This window comes from Victivallis lenta, from assembly GCF_009695545.1.
GTDB classification, from domain to species: domain Bacteria; phylum Verrucomicrobiota; class Lentisphaeria; order Victivallales; family Victivallaceae; genus Victivallis; species Victivallis lenta.
Genome location: NZ_VUNS01000013.1, coordinates 130,503 through 148,738 on the forward strand (window position 1 = coordinate 130,503; position 18,236 = coordinate 148,738).

Genomic DNA, 18,236 nt, shown 5'->3' on the forward strand with positions numbered 1-18,236 from the left:
CCGACATGCCTGAAACGGATACCGCCGGGCGGCATGTCGTCGCGTCAACCGAAAGGAGTCATGGGATGGAACTCAGGGTATTGCGGTATTTTCTCGGCGTGGCCCGCGAAGGCAGCATCACCGGTGCGGCGCAGGCGCTTCACGTCACGCAGCCGACGCTTTCCCGGCAGCTGAAGGATCTCGAAGACGAACTCGGGCAGCAGCTTTTCATTCGCGGCAGCCACAGCGTTTCGCTGACTCCGGAAGGCATGCTGCTGCGCAAACGCGCCGAAGAGATCATGGAGATGGTCCATAAAACCGAAGCCGAATTCGATTCGATGGGCGACAATATCGCCGGAGACATCCACATCGGCGGCGGCGAGACCGACGCGATGCGGCAGATCGCCCGAATCATCGGCGAGCTGCATGAGGATTATCCGGATATCCGCTACCATATCTACAGCGGCAATGCCGAGGATGTGACGGAGCGTCTCGACAAAGGGATGCTGGATTTCGGCATCCTGATTCAGCCGGTCAATATTGCGAAGTACGATTATGTGAATTTGCCGGAGAAGGACGTCTGGGGCGTGGTCATGCGCAAAGATTCGCCGCTCGCCGCCCAAAAGACGGTTGCCCGCGGAGACCTGGCCGGATTGCCGCTGATCTGTTCGAGACAGCCTCTCCAGCAGAATTCCGGATACAACGAAGTCCTGAACTGGCTCGGCGACGGATTCGACAAGGGGAATATCGTGGCGACCTACAATCTGATCTACAACGCCGCGCTGATGGTGGAGGAGGGAATCGGTTACGCGATTTCGCTCGACAAGCTCGTGAGCGTGACCGGGCATCACAACCTCTGCTTCCGCCCGTTCGAGCCCCGGCTGGAATCAGGTTTGAATATCGTCTGGAAAAAATATCAGGTATTCTCCGCCGCCGCCGGGCTTTTTCTGGAAAGAATCAAGAAAAAATTCTCCGAACCGGAAGGCTGACGGTTGCCGCTCCTTCATTCAAACGGATAAAGCTTCGTTCCCTGAAACGCAATCCCCTTGAATTCCATTGCACGACCGCCCTTCCCCCGAAGGCCGGATGCGGAGCTCCCCGAAACGCGCGGCCCCGCTCAGCGCGACGGCAGCTCTTCGATGAAGTGGTGTTCGCACCGGTCCCAATACTTCCGGTAAGTCCAGCCGTCCTCCCGGGAAAAATTCAGCTGATACATCCGAAAGACGACCGGAATGTTCTTCGGCTGCCAGAGTTCTTCGTAGCTGTAACGGTAGGTCATGCCGATCTTTTTCATCACTTCTCCGCTGGCCGGGTTGTTGACGTCGTGCGTGGCGGTGATGTACGGAACTCCGTCCTGCCGGAGCCGGAAGACCACCGCACGGGCCGCCTCCGTCACAATCCCCTGCCGCCAGAACTCCTTCCGCAATCCGTAGCCGAAGTCGCGGCTGTCGTCCGCAGCAAGCCGGACATAGCCGATCGGCCGGTCGTCCGTCTTCCGGCAGACGGCATAACGATAGGCGGAAGGGAGCGAACAGGTGTCGAGAAAGCGCTCGTGCAGAAATGCCGCGGCCTCCTCCCGCGTCTCCGTCGGAAACCAGGGAAGAAAACGGTTCACGTCCGGGTCCCGGAGAAGCGCGTACAGGTCGTCCACATCCGCCTCGGAGAACCGGCGCAGGATCAGCCGCTCCGTTTCGAGCCGGGGCGTATTGGCACACGTGCCGAGCTCCTTGCGGAAAAGCAGCGGCGACCCGTCCTCACGAAAACCGAGCGCCCGGTGGGCGGCCGGGCTGACCGGGTAATCCCCGTCGGTATCCGATCCGAGAACCGTGCAGCCCCTGGAGATGCACCAGGCCTCCACCGCGCCGACCAGCGCCCGGCCGACGCCGCGCCGCCGGTACTCCGGCTTCACGTACCATCCCTCCAGATGGCCCCGCGCCGGCGACCGGAGAGAAGCTTCGGCGATGCCGAGCCATTCGCCCCGCTCCTCGACACAGAAAAAAGCGGTATCGCTCCGCCGGAAAAGTTCGACGCTCTCCCGGCGCAAATCGTCCGGAGAGTGACGCGGCCACAGCTCATGGCGCAGCGCCGTCCACGCATCCAGATCGACAGGCGATATCGGTCTGACTTTCATTTGAAATCCCCCATATGAAATGATCGGTAATATATGAGGAGAGAGCGCCGATGTCAAGGCCGGAAGCGCAAAACCGTGGTTTCTCCGCGGAAATCCCCGGAATTCCGGTTGCAATCCGGTCCGGGGGAGAGTATACTCTCTGCCGCAACACGAAAGGCGACCGTCATGAGAATCATCGAAATAGAAGAGCGGAACGCTCCCCTGCTCCGCAGGCTGCTGAACATCTGGGAACGGTCGGTCCGGGCCACTCACCGGTTCCTGCCGGAACCCGAAATCCGGCGGATCGCGGAGTATGTCCCCGCCGCCCTCCGTGAAGTTCCGGTTCTGGCGGCGGCCGTAAACGGCGCGGACGAACCCGTCGCTTTTATGGGAATCGCCGGGAACAAGCTGGAAATGCTCTTCGTCGCACCGGAGGAGAGGGGCAAAGGCGTCGGCAGGCTGCTGCTGCGTCACGCCGTCGAAGCCCGCGGCGTCCGCGAAGTCGACGTGAACGAACAGAATCCGCAGGCCCGGGGTTTCTATGAGCGCCTCGGGTTCCGGGTCTGCGGCCGGAGTGAGACGGACGGACAGGGCTGCCCGTACCCGATCCTCCATATGCGGCTGTCCGCCGATTCCGGCCTCACTCCTCCTGAAGCGAGCGGTACTTGCCGCGAAGGCAGTTCAGAATCGTGACGGCGTTGACCGCCCCGATCCGGTAGAGGATCTGCCGCCCCTCCCGGCGGCAGGCGACGATGCCCGCCATGCGCATTTTATTCAGATGCTGCGAGACGGCGCTCTGCTGCCCGGAGATTCCGGCGACGATCGTGTTGACCGTGCATTCGCCGTGCAGATCGAGATACTCCAGAATCCGCAGCCTCAGCGGGTGGCCGATCAGTTTGATCACCTCCGCCATCGCATTCAGAAATTCATCGGGCAGCCGTTCCGTTTCCGACATGGCCGCACCTCCTTTCCGCCGCTTCAGATAAACAGCGTGTTGTTGCTCTCCTTCGCCATCCCGACGAAGCTCGCAACGCCGGCGACTTCATCGACCTCGACGAGCTCTTCGCGGGTGATCCCCATGACGTTCATCGCCATCTCGCAGGCGACGAACCGCACGCCGAGCTGCCGGGCCTGTTCCAGAAGCTCCGGCAGCGAGGTCACGTTCTGGCGTTTCATCACATCCTTCATCATCGCGGTGCCGATGCCGGCCATGTTCATTTTCGACAGCGCGAGTTTCGCCGCCCCCTTCGGGAGCATCCAGCCGAACATCCGGGACAGGAAGCCCTTCGGAACCGCCGGAGCCGGATTCCGGCGCAGGACGGAGAGCCCCCAGAAAGTGAAGAAAATTCCGACCTTCGCTCCCGAAGCCGCCATGCCGCACGCGATGATCAGCGCCGCCATCGCCTTGTCGAGGTCGTTGCTGAAAAGGACGATCGCGGCGCGGTGGCCGCCGGACAGCGAAACCGGAGCGGCCTCCGGCGCCGTTCCGCCTTTGCGGAGCAGCGCCTCCAGGTGATCGCCCTTCCGCTCCATCGCGACGAGCTCGTTGCCGCTGGAACGGCTCCAGGCCTCGAGGTCGGGCGCGAACGAGGGCGCCGCGAGCAACCGCAGCGTCTCCCCGGCCGCGAGCTTCTCCATTTCGCCTTTCAGCCGGACGACCGGGCCCGGGCAGGCCAGCGTGCGCACATCGAGCGTGCGGCCCGCAACGGCAGACGGCACCTGCGGCGGCGGAACGGCGTTTTTCCGGGCGGGCGCCGGAACTTCGGCATGCATGTATTTCCAGGTCAGATAGCCGCCGGAAAGATTCCGGACCCGGAAGCCGTTCTGCTTCAGAATCCGCTCCGCCAGATAGCCGCGCAACCCGACCTGGCAGCTCACAATCAGCTCGCGCGACCGGTCCAGCTCGCCCAGGCGGCCGCGAAGCTGCCCGAGCGGAATGTTGACCGCGCCCGGAATCGCCCCGGCCTGATGCTCCGCCTCCTCGCGGACATCGACGACCAGCGCATCGGCTGGAATTGAATCGGCATAGGCCGGTTCGGTCATTCCGTCCAGCACGTTCTGCGCGATCATGCCGAGAAAGTTGACCGGGTCTTTCGCCGAGTTGAACGGGGGGGCGTAGGCGAGCTCAAGTTCGGCAAGCTCCGGCGCGGTGCGCCCGGACTGCATGGCCGCGCCGATCACGTCGATGCGCTTGTCCGCCCCTTTCGCCCCGACGGCCTGCGCGCCGAGAATCTTCCCGTCGGAACCGAACAGCAGCTTCATATGCAGCTGGGCGCCGCCCGGATAATATGAGGCATTGGAAGCCGGGTGCGTGTAAATCCGGTGATAATCCAGTCCGAGCTGCCGGAGCTTTGTTTCGGTCAGGCCGACGGCCGCCGCCGTCAGGCTCCCGACCTTGATCACCGAAGCCCCCCAGCTGCCGCGGTAGGCTCGGGAGTTTCCGGCGATGTTGTCGGCGGCGATCCGGCCCTGCCTGTTGGCGGGACCGGCCAGCGGAATCGCCGTTTTCCGCCCCGAAACGCAGTCGGTGACCTCGACTGCATCACCGGCCGCGTAAATATCCGGGTCGGAGGTCTGAAGATATTCATTTACAACAATATGCCCGCGCGGACCGAGCTCGAGTCCGGCGGCTCCGGCCAGCTCCGAATTCGGTTTCACGCCGACGCTCATGACCACGAGGTCCGCCGCCAGTTCGGAACCGTCCTTCAGGCACGCATACAGCGAATCGCCCTCTTTCCGGAATCCGGTCAGTTCGGCGTTCAATCGCACATCGACGCCGTCTGCCGCAAGCTCCGCGCCGAGCAGCCAGGCCATCTCGCGGTCGATCGAAGGAAGCACATGCCCGGAGTGCTGAACGACCGTCACCTCAAGGCCGCGCCGGCGCAGGTTTTCGGCCGCTTCGAGCCCGATGAAACCGCCGCCGACCACCAGCGCCTTCCGGGCGCCGTCCGCCGCAAGAGCGCCGAGGGCATCCATATCCGGAATCGTCCAGAGCGGATGAATGCGGAAATCGTCCCCGCCGGGCAGCTCCGGCGCGGCCGGCCGGGAACCGGTCGCCAGCAGGAGTTTGTCGTAGGACTCCTCATATTCGGAGCCGTCCGCCCGGCGGACCGCAACCGTTTTCCGGACGCGGTCGACGGCGATCGCCTCGTTCCGGGTCCGGATCTCGATGTTGAACCACGCCCTGAACTTTTTCTCGGGCATGACCAGCAGAGAATCGCGTTCCGGGATGACGCCGCCCAGATGATACGGCAGCCCGCAGTTCGCGTAGGAGATGTAGCTGCCGCGCTCCAGCAGAATGATTTCCATGGATTCGTCCAGCCGCCGCAGCCGCGCCGCAGCGCCTGCCCCCGCGGCAACTCCGCCGATAATCAATGTTTTCATGAAGGACCTCCCGGTTTTGAAACAAATTACAATATTATTATATCACAATATCATAATATTTCAAACCGCAGTTTCCGCTTTCCGGATAAAATCCCGTAAAACGCCGTCAGCCGTCGCTTTTTTCCGGCAGCGGCCGGCTGCGCGGCATCGGATGGTAACGGCTCATGATCCAGCAGTAGGCGATCCCCATCGGGATCATGCCGCAGATCCACGAGAACGGCCCGGCTGCGCAAACGCCGACATATCCCCACCACGCCGCGAGAAACACGGCGCCGAAGATCCGGGCCAGCAGCTCGCAGCCGACCGACACGGTCGCAATGAACGCATGCCCCATTCCCTGCATCGCATTGCGGAAAATGACGATCAGCGCAAGAATGATATAAGAAAACGAATTGAACAGCAGGAAAATACGGATTTTCCCGTGCACCTCCGGCACCGCCTCCCCGACGAACAGGTAGCTCAATTCGCCGCTGAACAGCAGCACCCCGGCACAGCCGAGGGCGCAGACGACCGCACAGATCGCAATGCAGCTGCGCACTCCCTGCCGGATGCGCTCCTTGAAACCCGCTCCGTAGTTCTGCGCGGCGAATGTCGCCAGCGCGACGCCGAACGAGAAAATCGGCTGGATCGCCAGCTGATCGACCTTGCATCCGGCCGTGAAAGCCGCGATGGAATTCGCCCCGAGCTCGTTCAGCACCCGCTGCTGCACGAAGCCGCCGAGCCCGAGAATCGCAAACTGCAATGCCATCGGCAGAGCCACGCGCAGATGTGCCCATACAAAGGAGGGCTCGAATACCCAGTCCCGCCGCCGCAGCCGCAGCAGCCGGTACTTTCTGCGCGCATAAATCAGACAGGCCGCTCCCGCGGCAACCTGCGCGATCACAGTCGCCGCCGCAACTCCCGGCACGCCCCAGCCGAGCCACAGGATGAAGCAGAAGTCGAGCCCCACATTCAGCAGACACGCCACCGCCAGGAAGATCAGCGGCGTGACGCTGTCGCCCAGAGCGCGGATGATGCTTGAAATCATATTGTAGAAGACAGCCGCGCCGATTCCCCAGTAAATGACCGCGATGTACCAGTACGCATCCTCCATCTGGCCGGCCGGAACATGGATCAGCTCCAGCATCGGCCGGATCAACGGAATCGCAACCGCCATGTAGAGCAGCGTCGAAGCCAGGCAGAGCGTCAGCGAAATCGCGATCGACCGCTTCACTCCCGCCATATCGTGCGCGCCGAACCGCTGGGCCGTGATGACCGCAAAACCGCTCGTCAGCCCGAAGAAGATGCCCATCGAACTGAAAAACAGCGGGCCGCACGCGCCGAGCGCGGCAAGCGCTTCGACCCCGATCGTGCGGCCGACGATCATCGTATCCGAAACATTGTAGAGCTGCTGAAACAGATTGCCGATCAGCAGCGGAATCGAAAAAATCAGCAGCAACCGGGTCGGCGACCCCTGCGTCATGTCCTTCATCATAAACGGAAAACTTTCTCTATTCTCAACAAAACAACAGCAGATGAAGTCCGGTCGGCAGGCGGCACACCTCCCCTGACGGAATCAATACGGCCGACGCTTACAATACATCGTTTTTCTGAATATTCAAGAACTCCTTGCGGAATTCCGGCAATCTATCGCAGCCGGGCGGCAGCCGTTCCGCTCCTGCCGGCTTCGAGCTGCCGGTAAGCTTCGAGCATGCGGTCATAGCGCGCTTTCCGCGCCGGGTCCGGCCGCGTCACCGAGACCGGCGCACAGAAACGGCCGTAAAGCATGTCGAACGGAATGCCGCCGATCGCGTTCGCGGCGCGCAGCGCGGCGCCGAGCCCGGCTGAATTCGACACGGCAATCGTTTCGACCTCCGACTGAAACACGTCCGCGATGATCCGGCGCAGCGCGGCGCTCTTCGATGCTCCGCCGGTCACCCGGATGCGCCGGAACGCCTCGTTCTGCCAGGCGCTGTGCAGCCGCATCGAAAGAATCTGCGATTCAAGCAGCGCCCGCACCCGCTCTTCAGCCGGGGCGCTCGCCCAGTCGAAGCCGTATTCGGCGCCCGGTTCCAGCACCAGCGGCGTCGACTCCGGCACGAAGTACGGCAGCAGCAGATGTTCGCTCTCCGGCACCGGCGTCACGCGGTCGAACGCCTCGTAGGAGAGGCCGCATTCCTTCCGGACCGCCTCCCGCGCCAGCGAGCCGTTCGAAAAGCAGATCAGACTCATAAAACCGCCTGCCGGGTCGCCGAATACATGTCCGTACCCGTCCGGATCGGTGTGGAAACTGCGCATCGCCGCGAAAAACGTGTCGCTGGTGCCGAGGCTCACGACCGCGATTCCGGGCTCGCCCGCCCCGACGCCGATCAGACTGCCCGGATTGTCGCCGGACCAGACTGCGACCGGCGTCCCGGCCCGGAATCCGTACTTTTCAAAGTAACCCGACAGCCCTCCGGCAATCGTTGCGGACGGAACCGCCCGGGGCAGCCTGCCCGGCAGCCCCAGAGCGGTGAAGGCCGCGATCTCGCCGTCCCACACGAGCGTCCGCAGATTCAGCAGGTTCATCCCGGCCCCGTCGCCGTAATCGACCGGGGAAGGCGCGCCGCACAGCACCGAACAGAAAAACGAACTCGCCAGGTGAATCGCCGCCGTGTCGCGGTAAGCTTCGGGAGCCTCCTTCGCAAATTTACGGATCTGCGGACCGGCGAACCGTTCGACGGCGGGGCTGCCGGTCTCGCGCCGGAGCCGGTCGCCGAACCGCGCCTCAAGTTCCCGGCACTCCCGCGCCGTCGAACGGTCCATCCAGATCGGGGAAAAGCGGCGCGACAGACACGGAACGAGCTGCTCCGCCAGCGTCTTCCCGGGGTCGAGGTTCCCGAGCACACGCGGAAAACACTCCCGCAGACAGACCGTCGCATGCTGCTGGGCGGAACCCGAAATTCCGGCGACCTCCCCGAGCGGAGCGCCGGCGTCGCGCATCCGCGCGAACAGGAGGTCGAACGCGTCGAGCCACATGGCCGGATCGGCCGCCCGGACCAGCGGGTCCGGGTCCGGCACAAATCCCTCCGGCGCGCCGTACTGCGGCAGATCGGCGCCGAATCCGACCGCAAAGCCGCCGGAGCCGGCAGCCGGGTTCTCCGGGTCGATGAGCTCCGCCTTGACGCCCTGCGTGCTGAGGTCGATGCCGAGATAGAGCGCCATATGCCTACCTCCGCGGATCAATGTCGTCGAGCGCGCACATCTGCCGGATGCCCGCGAGGTCGGCGGCAGACTGGGACGCATACGCCGCCGGCGTCTCGATCCGCTCCGCGAGCTTCAGCGCCATCGAAAGCGCCGTCACGCAGTCGATGATGAACTGCTTCCGGCAGCCGGTCTCATCCTCCGGATTGCCCTCCGCGCGCAGCATATGGCAGTCGAATTCGACCGCGCCCTTCCAGCCGATCCGGTTCAGCGCCTCGAACATCATGACCGTCTCCTTGAGCCCCTCCGGACCGATCAGCGGCGGGAAATCGTTGTCGAACTGCGCCTTGATCTGCGAACCGAAATGCAGGAATTTCAGCTTGTTCATGCTGCAGAGGTAGGCAACCGTCATGCAGGCGTTCATCAGCGCCATCGATTCGTGCTGCAGCAGCTCCGGATTCACGCCCCAGAAATCGGGTTCCTTCAGCTTGCCGCAGATGAAGCCGGCCGCGTGTCCGCTGGTCGGCAGGAACATCTGGCCGCGCGGTTCGTTCGGCTTCGGTTCGACCGTCGCGCCGACATAGTTGGTCATGTTCCGTTCGCGGATGTAGTCGGTCACATGGTTCAGCCCTTCGGCCAGCCACTCGTAGACCTGCTCCCACTTCGTGACGACAGGAACCTCGAAGCCGTCGCGCGCGACCCAGTAGACATAGTATTTCGCGCCGAAGAACTGCCCGATGCGGAGCGTGCGCTCGACCTTCTGCGCGGCGAGGCGGCGGATGGCCGGGTCCGGGTTGCAGAGCCCGCCGTCGCGGAAGAGCCTGTTTCCGTGCAAACTGCAGATCGAAGCGTGGACCTTCACGCCCGCATCGTCGAGCACGGCCTTGATCTCCCGCAGCTTCCGGCCGGCGGGACTGGAGGGGTCGAGGTCGTCTTCGGGGTGCTCCGGATCCCACGGCACAAGGTCGTCGTCGTGGTAGCTCGTCGCCTCGATGTAGCCCTCGCGTCCGGCCCAGGCGATGATCTTCGCAATCTCAAGCGAATCGAAGCGGGAGAGCACGGCGCCTCCGAACGGATCGCTCAACGGACTCCCCACACACCAGAACGGCATCGAACGGTACGAAACACAGCCTTGATTGAAATCCATCTTTTCTTTCCTCCCGGAATTTACATGGTGATTTACTGGAATATAGTCCGTTTTTCCGGGTTTTCCTTGAATTTTTCAACAAAAACGGGTATTATATCACCATGATGACGGAAAATTCGGAAAAAGCATTCGGGAGCAACTATTTCAACTCTCCGGAGCTGCCGGTCGCGGTCGCCGAAGTCAGCGCTTCCCCGCTGGCTCAACATGCGCACGACCTGACCGAACGGGACCATTTCCACGACTTCTCCGAACTCGTGCTGGTCACCGGCGGCAGCGGCTCCCAGATCGTCGACGGAATCGAATATCCGGTTGCGGCGGGGGATCTCTTTCTCATTCAGGGCCATTCGTGTCATCGTTTTACGGACCGCCGCACGGTCAGCCTGCTGAACGTCCAGTTCGACCCCGAACGCCTCGCGCTGCCGTACAGCCTCCTGCGGCGGATTCCGGGATACAACGTGATCTTCCACCTGGAACCGGCCACGCGCGGCAGCGCCGGCGGCGGAAACCGGCTCCGGCTTTCGGGCGGCTCCCTCGCCCGCGCCGAGCACCTGATCCGCGAACTCCGGCGCGAACTGGCGGAAGCCGCTCCGGGATATGAAGCCGCCTCGCTCGCTCTGCTGACCGGACTGATCGTGCACGTATCGCGCTGCCATGCAGGGCCGCCGGCCGCCAGGGGAGCCGCGCTCCTGCGGGTCGGGGAGGTCATCAGCCGGATCGAACGGGATTACGCCGAACCGCTCACCCTCTCCGGACTCGCCGCCGTGGCCGGAATGTCGCAGAACCACCTGCTGCGGCTCTTCCGGGCGGCCACCGGCAGCACGCCGATCGAACATCTCCTGAAAGTGCGCCTGCGCCGGGCCGCCGCCCTGCTGCGGAGCGGCACCCTCACGATCGGAGAAATCGCCGCCCGGTGCGGCTTCAACGACTCGAATTACTTCGCCAAAAAGTTCCGGGATCTCTACGGAGAAAGCCCCCGCAGCTACCGCAGGCGGGAGTGAGAAGCAGGCGGAATTTCCCTCATTCGCGCCACGGGAGCCCGGCAATGGCGGCGTACTGCTCTTCGAGGGCGGCGATCTCACGGCGCCAGAACGCGTCCGAGCCCCACTCCGGGTAACGGTCGCGGAAGTTGTAGTCGCTCCGCTGCTTTGCGCACCAGTCCAGGAAATAGATCATGCGCATGGCCCGCAGGAGCTCGATCTGCGCGAGGCTCCCGCGGTCGAAGCCGCGGATCGATTCGTAGCCGGCCAGCAGCTCCCGGAGCTCCGCTTCGCAGCTCCCGGCCGGACCCGGCAGCAGAAGCCAGAGGTCCTGCACCGGCGGACCCGTCAGCATATCGTCGAAGTCGATGAGCATAAGCCCCTCGCCGGGGCGCTCGAGAATGTTGCCCTTGTGGCAGTCGCCGTGCAGCCGGATCGCCCCGGAACGGTCGAACCGCCCGGAGAGAATGCGGAGCAGCCGCCGCAGCACCGACGAGAGCGCCGGCAGCACGCGCTCCGATGCGACGCCGCAGCTCAGCAGATGGGCGACTTCGTTCAGCGTATTGCCGCGCGGATCAAGTGCAATCCTATGCTTCGCCGCGCGGGCGGCCCCGACGGTATGGAGCCGGGCGATCAGCGAGCCGAGCCTCCGCCAGACCTGTGCGCCGGAGTCAGGCTCGAGCCCCCTGCCCCACCGCTTCGGGAAGGCGGCGAAAAACGTACCGTCCTCCGCCGTGCCGAGGGTGGAGCCGCCGGCCTGCCGCAGCGGCGCAATGACCGGGATTTCGGCCTCGCGCGCTTCGAGCGTGAACAGATGCTCCTCGAGCAGCGCCGCGCGGCTCCAGCGGCCGGGCCGGTAAAACTTGAAGATATACCGTTCCCGTTCCGCCGACTCCATCTCGTAAACCCGGTTGATGTAAGAGGGCAGCGGCATCAGCACGCCGGAAAACCGGCAGGAAAACGCCTTCTCCGCAGCGGAGAAGATCACATCGGGCGTCAGGGTCTCGAAGTTGCCGAATTCGGGCATGGTGCGCCTTTCCGGAAAAAATGTATCCCCACGGAAAAGAAAAAACGCGAGGCCGGATTGCTCCGCCCCGCGTCCTTCCGGATGGTTCGTCCGCTCAGAGTTCGACCGGCTTGGTCTTCGGCAGCCCGAGGACCTTCTCCTCCGGGATGCGGCCGTCGGCGCGGAGCACGTCGATGCGCTCGTAACGCTTCATGACATTGCGGACTTTGCGGATTTTTCCGCCGACGCGGAGACTCGGATGCTGGGACATATCATCACCTCATATTTTTAATTGTTCACACAAATCAGATTCTGTATAAAACCACCGTTGAAACCGGCAGAGGGAAGCAACTGCAACAACCATCAGAGTCCGGCCGCAAACGGCAATGCTTATTAATATGCCTCCGAAACCCGATTCTTCAAGTCCGGCAGGCAGGATTTTTGCATTTTTTTACGTGTTTTCCGACTTGCAGAACCCCGGATGCGGAACTATACTTTAGAAGCCGGACGGCTCAATTCAACAACACGTCAGGAAAACGGACCATGCTTCATATCGTCGAACACCCGTGCATCAAAGCAAAACTCACGATTCTGCGCGACCGCGGCACACCGTGTCCGCGGTTCCGCCGCTGCGTGCAGGAGATCACCGGCTTCATCGCCTGCGAGGCGCTGCGGAAGCTCGAACTCGAGGAGTTTCGGATCGAGACTCCGCTGGCCGAAACCGCGGGCTGGAGACTGCGCGACGAACTCGTGCTCGTGCCGATCCTGCGCGCCGGAATGGGCATGCTCGACGCGCTGCTCGAGCTGGCACCCGAAGCGAAGGTCGGCTTCATCGGGCTCGAACGCGACCACGCCGGCAAGCTGCCGCGCGAATACTACTGCAAGCTGCCGGAACCGGGGGAGCACTCGCTCGCCGTGCTCATCGACCCGATGCTGGCGACCGGCAACTCGCTGGCCGGAGCGATCGAACTCCTGAAAAGCAACGGATTCCGGCGCATCCTCGTCATCACGATCCTCAGCGCGCCGGAGGGCAAGGCGGTCATCGAATCGCGCTACCCGGAGATCGAAGTCTACACCGGCAGCCTCGACGAACGGCTCGACGAAAACAAATATATCGTTCCGGGGCTCGGCGACGCCGGCGACCGGATTTTCGGGACCATCGCACCGTGAAATCTCTCCTTGCCGCCCTCGCCGCGCTCCTGCTCCTCCCCTGCCCGGGCGGAGAAGTCGAAATTCTCTGCACGACCGACCTCCACGGCAGGGCGGAGGAGTTCGCCGCGCTCGCGCCGCTGCTGCGGAAGAATCCGGCCGCAATCCGCATCGACTGCGGCGACACGCTGCAGGGAACCCTGCTCTCCCGGCTGAGCAGCGGCCGGATCATGATCTCCCTCCTGAACGAACTTGAATACGACGTATGGGTTCCCGGCAACCACGACTTCGAGTTCGGGCCGGAGCCGCTCGTGTCGGCGGCCCGGGAATTCCGCGGCGCGACGCTCGGTGCGGAGTTCGCCCGCGACGGTTTCCGCCCCGGCGCATGGACGCTGCTGGCCCGGAACGGGTACAGAATCGCCGTGACCGGCATGACCGACCCGAAAATGCCGTCGCGGCTGCTGCCGGGTTCCGGCTGGAGCTTCGAATCGAACCGCGACGCGCTGCGCCGCATCATGCCGGAAATCCTCGCCGTGGAACCGGACCTGATCGTGCTGGCCTGGCACTCCGGCCTCTACACTCCGCCCGGAACGATGTTCCGCTTCCTCGCGGAGTTCCCCGAAATCGATCTCGTGCTGGCCGGCCACAGCCATGAGGAGGAGCCCGGCCGCGGAATCTCCGGCGCATGGTTCGTCCAGGCCGGGCGTTACGCCGGCTGTTTCGCGCGGATTACGGCGGAATTCGACGACCGGAACGGCAGGCTGCTCCGCATCCGCTCGGAACTCGTGCGCCCCGATCCGTCGCAACCGCCCGACGCCGGAACGACGCGGGTGCTCGAACCGTTCCTGCGCGCATACCGTCCTGTCGCGGAAAAGGTGCTCGCCGTGACGGAACAGCCGCTGCGCCTTCCGGAAAAAGGAGACAACACGGCGCCGATCTGCCGCCTCGGCGCCGAAGCGATGCGCGATGCGACCGGAGCCGACGCCGCGCTCTTTTCGGTGTCGGCCCTGCCGGAGATCGGAATCCCGGCGGAAGTCACGAATGCGGAACTCTTCCGGCTCCTGCCGTATGAGAACGAGCTCTGCACGGTGAAGCTGACCGGCGAAGAGTTCGCCCGGCTCGTGAAGGAGATCGGCGCGGCATCGCGCCGGGGACGCAGCGTATTCCGTTTTTCCGGAGTCGATGCGGAATGCCGCGCCGAAGGCGGCCGGCACGTTCCGGCGCCTCCGGAAAAACTCACGCTCGCCGTGACCGCCTATACGCTGACCGTCACGCCGGTCCTGAAGCAGAAGCTCGAAACGGGCGCCTTCCGCCGGACCGGTCTCTTCGAACGCGACGCCGTGGCCGGATACCTGAAGCGTCTCCCGAAACGCGGCCGCCCATGAAAACAGGGGAACGGGAAGGGCCTCCCTTCCCGCCCGCTCCCAGCGACGGAACCGGACCGGAACTCACTCGTAGCGCAGCGCCTCGATCGGGTCGAGTTTCGACGCCTTCCAGGCCGGATAGAAGCCGAACACCAGCCCGACCGCCGCCGAAACCGCAACCGCCGCGAGAACCGCCTCCGGACTCGACGCGATCGGCCAGTTCAGATAGCGCTCCACCAGCAGCGCCGCGCCGTGCCCGAGCAGGATGCCGACGATGCCGCCGACCAGGCAGAGCACCATCGACTCGATGAGGAACTGCTGGAGGATATCCCGCGAGCGCGCCCCGACCGCCATGCGCAGACCGATTTCGCGCGTCCGCTCGGTCACCGACACCAGCATGATGTTCATGATGCCGACGCCGCCGACGACCAGCGAAATCAGGGCGACGCCGAGCAGCAGGTTCGTCATGACCGTCGTCGTGCCGGTCAGCATCTGCATGAACTCCGCCGAATTGCGGATGTGGAAGTCGTCATCCTCGCCCGGCTTGATCCGGTGGCGTTCCCGCAGCAGCGTGGTGACTTCGTCGATCGCTTCATCGACCTTCTCCGGAGAGGTTGCGATGAGCTGGATCATATCGATGTGAATGAATTTCGGCATCAGGAGCGTGTCGGTTTCAAGATTTTCGTCCGGCTCCGGATAGAGCGCAATGCCCTCGCCCGGATAGAGCGCGCTCGGACTGGTCGCCGCCGTGCTGGTCGTATCCGAAGCCTCGCCGGTCTTGAGCCCGGTCAGCCGCAGCCGGGTCGTGGTCCACGGCAGGATGATCACGTCGTCCTCGTCCGACCCCATCATATTGGCGCCCTTGCTCTTCAGCACGCCGACGACCTTGAACGCCGTGTCCTTGATGCGCAGCTCGCTGTCGATCGGGGAGTTGCCGCCGAACACCTCGCGCACGATGGTCGTCCCCACCAGGCAGACCGTGGCGCGCGAATTGACTTCGCGGCTCGTGAAATTCCTCCCCTCCTCGATCTCCCAGTTGCGGATGGTCAGGAAATCCGGCGCGGTTCCGGTGATCCGGCTCGGCGCATAGTTGACGTTGCCCGAGATGACCTGATAGCCGCCCGCGTTCACGACCGGAACCGCGGTTCCGACCGCCACGCATTCGCGGAGGATCGCGTCGCAGTCTTCCGGCGTCAGGGACATCCGGCTTCCGGAGCCCTGGTTCACGCCGCCGCGGCGCGACGCACCCGGCAGCACCAGCACCGTGTTCGCGCCCATCTTCTCGATCGAACTCCGGATCGACTGCGAGGAGCCCGTGCCGATCTCCATCATCGTGATCACCGCCGCGATGCCGATCACAATGCCGAGCGTGGTCAGCAGCGCCCGGGTCGGATTCCGCAGCAGCGCCTTCAGCGCAACGATAATCGTACTGGCGACATTCATGCCATCACCGCCTTTCCTTCATAGGTCCCGGTGACGATCCGGCCGTCCTGCACATGGATCTGCCGCTTTGCGAACCCGGCCAGTTCGGCCGAGTGCGTGACCAGAATCACCGTGATTCCCTCGTCGTTCAATTCGCCGAACATCCGCATGACCTCCTCGCTCGTCTTCGAGTCGAGGTTGCCGGTCGGCTCGTCGGCGAACAGCACAGGCGGATGGTTGATCAGCGCCCGCGCGATGGCCACGCGCTGCTGCTGCCCGCCCGAAAGCTGCGACGGGTAGTGGTGCATCCGTTCGGCCAGACCGACCTTCTCAAGCATTTCGATTCCGCGGCGGCGGCACTCGCGGCGCGACAGGTTTCCGGCGGTGTACGAGAGCGGCATGATCACATTGTCGAGCGCGCTCGTCCGCGGCAGCAGATTGAAGCTCTGGAACACGAAGCCGATCTTCTTGTTCCGCACCACGGCGCGCCGGTCGCCGGAGGCCATGCCGACCTCCTCGCCGTCGAGCCGGTATTCGCCCGAGGTCTGGCGGTCGAGGCAGCCGAGGATGTTCATCAGCGTGCTCTTGCCGGAGCCGGAGGCGCCCATCAGCGCAACATATTCCCCTTTTCCGATCGACAGCGTGATCCCTTTGAGGACCGGGACGTCGATCTCCCCGAGGAAGTAAGTTTTCGTGATATTTTCCAGTTCAATGAGTTTCATGAGACCCCTCCGCTGTCTTACCGGCGCTTCGGCGGCTTCGGCAGGAACGGGCTGCCGGCGTTTTCCGGCGCGTCCGCCGCCTCGGCGACGGCGACCTGCGTGGCACCGGTCACCACTTCCATCCCCTCCCTGAGATCGCCGGAGACGATCTCCGTCGAAACCCCGTCGTTCAGCCCGACCGTGACCTTCAGCGGACGGATTCTGCCGTCTTCCAGCACCCAGAGGAAGCGTTCCTTGCTGCTGCGCTTCACGGAGGCGGCCTCCGCAGCCATCTCGCGGTATTCCGGAGCGACCAGGGAGTCCGCCGGCAGATAACGCAGCGCCGCATTCGAAACGGCCAGCGCATTCTTGCGTTCCGCGAGGATGAATTTCACATTCGCGGTCAGGTACGGCAGCAGCCGCCCGCTCGAATTGTCGGTGCTGACTTCGACCACATAGGTGACGACGTTCTGCGACATCGTCGCATTCAGGCGGATCCGGTGCACCTGCCCGGTGAACGATTCGTTCGGAAACGCGTCGACCGTAAAGACGACCGGCATGCCCGGCTTGATCTGGCCGATGTCGGCCTCATTGACGGAAACCCAGACCTGCATTCTCGTCAGGTCCTTCGCAATCAGGAAGATGCTCGATGCGCTCATGCTCGAGACCACCGTCTGGCCGACGCTCACGCGGCGGTCGATGATCACCCCGTCGACCGGGGAGCTGATGATGCAGTAGTCGTAATTCTGCTTCGCCTTGTCATACGAAGCCTGCGCGCTCGCGAGCTCCGCCTCGGCCTGCGCCAGGTTCGCACGGCGGACTGAAATCGTCGCGACCGCCGAATCGTACTCCGCCTTGTAACTGTCGTAATCGCTTTTCGACATCGCGTCTTTGGTCTGGAGCGTCTGGGCGCGCTCCCAGTTGCTTTTGGCGAGCAGCAGCTGCGCTTCGGCCAGATCGATGTTCGCCTTCGCCTGCTTGATGTTCGCCTCGGCCTGCAGCTTGCTGGCCTCCGCCGCACGCATTTCGGCTCCGTAGACGGCGTCGTCGATCCGCGCCAGGACCATACCCTGCCTGACCTGCGAGCCGTAATCGACGGACTTGCCGTTCGCGTCCTCGCCGAACACGGCGATTTTGCCGCTCACCTGCGCGCCGACATTGACCAGCTCCTCGGGCTCGACCGTACCGGTTGCGCTGATCGTGCTGGCGAGGTCCGCGCGTTCGGCCGTCTCGGTCTTGAAGACGGTGCGCGTCTTCTGCCCGAACCAGCGCTTATATCCCCAGTATCCCCCGCCGGCCAGCGCGGCCAGAATCACCAGAGTAACGAACAACCGTAAAAGCTTCTTCATAGTCCATTCATCTCCCGTCGTTTCGTCTGTAAGGATCAAGTTTATTCGGATTTCTTGATTTTATATCCGTAAAAACGCAGCCGGAGGGTCGTTTATTGTGCGGGAACACTCGATTTTTGCCGAATTGATGCTAAATTATCAGAAAATAACGAGATGGGATGAATATGGACGGCTCCGAAACCGGGCGGACAACGGCCGCGCTGCTCCGCCGCCATCCGGCATGGACGGCGGCCGCGGCGGCATTGTTCGCCGTGCTGCCCTTCCTGCCGTCGCTCGGCTACGGATTCCTGGTGGAGTGGGACGACGGCGGTTTCGTCACCCACAATCCGCACCTCGCGCTGTCGTGGGAGAATCTGCATCCTAAATCCGTGAAATAACAGGTAAAATTAAAGTTAAAACAGAGGCAAACCTCTTGGGTTGCAGTATATTACATGAGAATACAACATAACGAATGGACTCAACCCGATAGGAGAAACGATGGCAACG

General features: G+C 63.4%; 17 protein-coding genes and 1 pseudogene. 6 read left to right on the plus strand and 12 right to left on the minus strand.

Annotated elements, in window-relative coordinates:
* Positions 1–65: 65 nt before the first annotated feature.
* On the plus strand, positions 66–968 hold the full coding sequence (locus tag FYJ85_RS12825) for a LysR family transcriptional regulator (RefSeq protein ID WP_106055287.1): 903 nt from the start codon (positions 66–68) through the stop codon (positions 966–968).
* A 128-nt stretch (positions 969–1,096) separates the two neighbouring features.
* Here FYJ85_RS12825 and FYJ85_RS24435 read toward each other — a convergent pair whose 3' ends face one another.
* A complete protein-coding gene (locus FYJ85_RS24435) occupies positions 1,097–1,720 on the minus strand; it encodes a GNAT family N-acetyltransferase (RefSeq protein ID WP_353890776.1) in 624 nt (207 codons plus the stop codon).
* A gap of 30 nt (positions 1,721–1,750) precedes the next feature.
* Positions 1,751–2,110 (minus strand): annotated as a pseudogene (locus tag FYJ85_RS24440) (GNAT family N-acetyltransferase); the annotation flags it as partial.
* Positions 2,111–2,275: 165 nt separating this feature from the next.
* Between FYJ85_RS24440 and FYJ85_RS12835 the strand changes: the two are divergent.
* A complete protein-coding gene (locus FYJ85_RS12835) occupies positions 2,276–2,782 on the plus strand; it encodes an acetyltransferase (RefSeq protein ID WP_106055285.1) in 507 nt (168 codons plus the stop codon).
* Here the strand turns inward: FYJ85_RS12835 and FYJ85_RS12840 are convergent.
* From FYJ85_RS12840 to FYJ85_RS12860, 5 genes are all read right to left on the minus strand, one after another.
* Positions 2,730–3,044, minus strand: coding sequence for an ArsR/SmtB family transcription factor (locus FYJ85_RS12840; protein ID WP_106055284.1), 315 nt, complete (start codon positions 3,042–3,044; stop codon positions 2,730–2,732). The two genes, FYJ85_RS12835 and FYJ85_RS12840, sit on opposite strands and share 53 nt — an antisense overlap.
* A gap of 23 nt (positions 3,045–3,067) precedes the next feature.
* Positions 3,068–5,473, minus strand: a complete 2,406-nt coding sequence (locus FYJ85_RS12845) for an FAD-dependent oxidoreductase (protein WP_154419019.1) — start codon at positions 5,471–5,473, stop codon at positions 3,068–3,070.
* 106 nt (positions 5,474–5,579) lie between these two features.
* On the minus strand, positions 5,580–6,947 hold the full coding sequence (locus tag FYJ85_RS12850) for an MATE family efflux transporter (RefSeq protein WP_154419021.1): 1,368 nt from the start codon (positions 6,945–6,947) through the stop codon (positions 5,580–5,582).
* Between the two features lie 152 nt (positions 6,948–7,099).
* Positions 7,100–8,656, minus strand: coding sequence for a xylulokinase (locus FYJ85_RS12855; protein WP_206213163.1), 1,557 nt, complete (start codon positions 8,654–8,656; stop codon positions 7,100–7,102).
* A gap of 4 nt (positions 8,657–8,660) precedes the next feature.
* A complete protein-coding gene (locus FYJ85_RS12860) occupies positions 8,661–9,782 on the minus strand; it encodes a TIM barrel protein (protein ID WP_154419025.1) in 1,122 nt (373 codons plus the stop codon).
* 101 nt (positions 9,783–9,883) lie between these two features.
* Here FYJ85_RS12860 and FYJ85_RS12865 point away from each other — a divergent pair, with 101 nt between their 5' ends.
* Positions 9,884–10,780: a helix-turn-helix domain-containing protein gene (locus FYJ85_RS12865; RefSeq protein WP_106055279.1), complete on the plus strand. Its 897-nt coding sequence runs from the start codon at positions 9,884–9,886 to the stop codon at positions 10,778–10,780.
* 19 nt (positions 10,781–10,799) lie between these two features.
* Here FYJ85_RS12865 and FYJ85_RS12870 read toward each other — a convergent pair whose 3' ends face one another.
* Positions 10,800–11,786, minus strand: a complete 987-nt coding sequence (locus FYJ85_RS12870) for a serine/threonine protein kinase (RefSeq protein WP_106055278.1) — start codon at positions 11,784–11,786, stop codon at positions 10,800–10,802.
* Positions 11,787–11,880: 94 nt separating this feature from the next.
* Positions 11,881–12,036, minus strand: a complete 156-nt coding sequence (locus FYJ85_RS12875; protein WP_106055277.1) for a small basic protein — start codon at positions 12,034–12,036, stop codon at positions 11,881–11,883.
* A 272-nt stretch (positions 12,037–12,308) separates the two neighbouring features.
* Here FYJ85_RS12875 and upp point away from each other — a divergent pair, with 272 nt between their 5' ends.
* The gene (gene upp, locus FYJ85_RS12880) at positions 12,309–12,935 is read left to right on the plus strand and encodes a uracil phosphoribosyltransferase (protein ID WP_154419027.1); all 627 of its coding nucleotides are present in this window, start codon (positions 12,309–12,311) and stop codon (positions 12,933–12,935) included.
* Positions 12,932–14,299: a metallophosphoesterase gene (locus tag FYJ85_RS12885; protein ID WP_154419029.1), complete on the plus strand. Its 1,368-nt coding sequence runs from the start codon at positions 12,932–12,934 to the stop codon at positions 14,297–14,299. Before upp ends, FYJ85_RS12885 begins: the two co-directional genes overlap by 4 nt.
* Before the next feature lie 63 nt (positions 14,300–14,362).
* Here FYJ85_RS12885 and FYJ85_RS12890 read toward each other — a convergent pair whose 3' ends face one another.
* From FYJ85_RS12890 to FYJ85_RS12900, 3 genes are read right to left on the minus strand one after another with little or no spacing between them, the layout of a single operon-like run.
* Positions 14,363–15,721: an ABC transporter permease gene (locus tag FYJ85_RS12890; protein ID WP_154419031.1), complete on the minus strand. Its 1,359-nt coding sequence runs from the start codon at positions 15,719–15,721 to the stop codon at positions 14,363–14,365.
* Positions 15,718–16,422 (minus strand): ABC transporter ATP-binding protein, encoded by a 705-nt coding sequence (locus FYJ85_RS12895; protein ID WP_106055274.1) that lies wholly within the window; start codon positions 16,420–16,422, stop codon positions 15,718–15,720. Before FYJ85_RS12895 ends, FYJ85_RS12890 begins: the two co-directional genes overlap by 4 nt.
* 17 nt (positions 16,423–16,439) lie before the next feature.
* Positions 16,440–17,750, minus strand: a complete 1,311-nt coding sequence (locus FYJ85_RS12900) for an efflux RND transporter periplasmic adaptor subunit (RefSeq protein ID WP_106055273.1) — start codon at positions 17,748–17,750, stop codon at positions 16,440–16,442.
* A 164-nt stretch (positions 17,751–17,914) separates the two neighbouring features.
* Between FYJ85_RS12900 and FYJ85_RS12905 the strand changes: the two genes are divergently transcribed.
* Positions 17,915–18,127, plus strand: coding sequence for a hypothetical protein (locus tag FYJ85_RS12905; protein ID WP_154419033.1), 213 nt, complete (start codon positions 17,915–17,917; stop codon positions 18,125–18,127).
* Positions 18,128–18,236 lie beyond the last annotated feature (109 nt).

Bases quoted from the DNA above. Each gene is read 5' to 3' on its own strand.
- FYJ85_RS12825 (WP_106055287.1), top strand. From the start codon at position 66: ATGGAACTCAGGGTATTGCGGTATTTTCTCGGCGTGGCCCGCGAAGGC.
- FYJ85_RS12835 (WP_106055285.1), top strand. From the start codon at position 2,276: ATGAGAATCATCGAAATAGAAGAGCGGAACGCTCCCCTGCTCCGCAGG.
- FYJ85_RS12840 (WP_106055284.1), bottom strand. From the start codon at position 3,044: ATGTCGGAAACGGAACGGCTGCCCGATGAATTTCTGAATGCGATGGCG.
- FYJ85_RS12845 (WP_154419019.1), bottom strand. From the start codon at position 5,473: ATGAAAACATTGATTATCGGCGGAGTTGCCGCGGGGGCAGGCGCTGCG.
- FYJ85_RS12850 (WP_154419021.1), bottom strand. From the start codon at position 6,947: ATGATGAAGGACATGACGCAGGGGTCGCCGACCCGGTTGCTGCTGATT.
- FYJ85_RS12855 (WP_206213163.1), bottom strand. From the start codon at position 8,656: ATGGCGCTCTATCTCGGCATCGACCTCAGCACGCAGGGCGTCAAGGCG.
- FYJ85_RS12860 (WP_154419025.1), bottom strand. From the start codon at position 9,782: ATGGATTTCAATCAAGGCTGTGTTTCGTACCGTTCGATGCCGTTCTGG.
- FYJ85_RS12865 (WP_106055279.1), top strand. From the start codon at position 9,884: ATGATGACGGAAAATTCGGAAAAAGCATTCGGGAGCAACTATTTCAAC.
- FYJ85_RS12870 (WP_106055278.1), bottom strand. From the start codon at position 11,786: ATGCCCGAATTCGGCAACTTCGAGACCCTGACGCCCGATGTGATCTTC.
- FYJ85_RS12875 (WP_106055277.1), bottom strand. From the start codon at position 12,036: ATGTCCCAGCATCCGAGTCTCCGCGTCGGCGGAAAAATCCGCAAAGTC.
- upp (WP_154419027.1), top strand. From the start codon at position 12,309: ATGCTTCATATCGTCGAACACCCGTGCATCAAAGCAAAACTCACGATT.
- FYJ85_RS12890 (WP_154419031.1), bottom strand. From the start codon at position 15,721: ATGAATGTCGCCAGTACGATTATCGTTGCGCTGAAGGCGCTGCTGCGG.
- FYJ85_RS12895 (WP_106055274.1), bottom strand. From the start codon at position 16,422: ATGAAACTCATTGAACTGGAAAATATCACGAAAACTTACTTCCTCGGG.
- FYJ85_RS12900 (WP_106055273.1), bottom strand. From the start codon at position 17,750: ATGAAGAAGCTTTTACGGTTGTTCGTTACTCTGGTGATTCTGGCCGCG.
- FYJ85_RS12905 (WP_154419033.1), top strand. From the start codon at position 17,915: ATGGACGGCTCCGAAACCGGGCGGACAACGGCCGCGCTGCTCCGCCGC.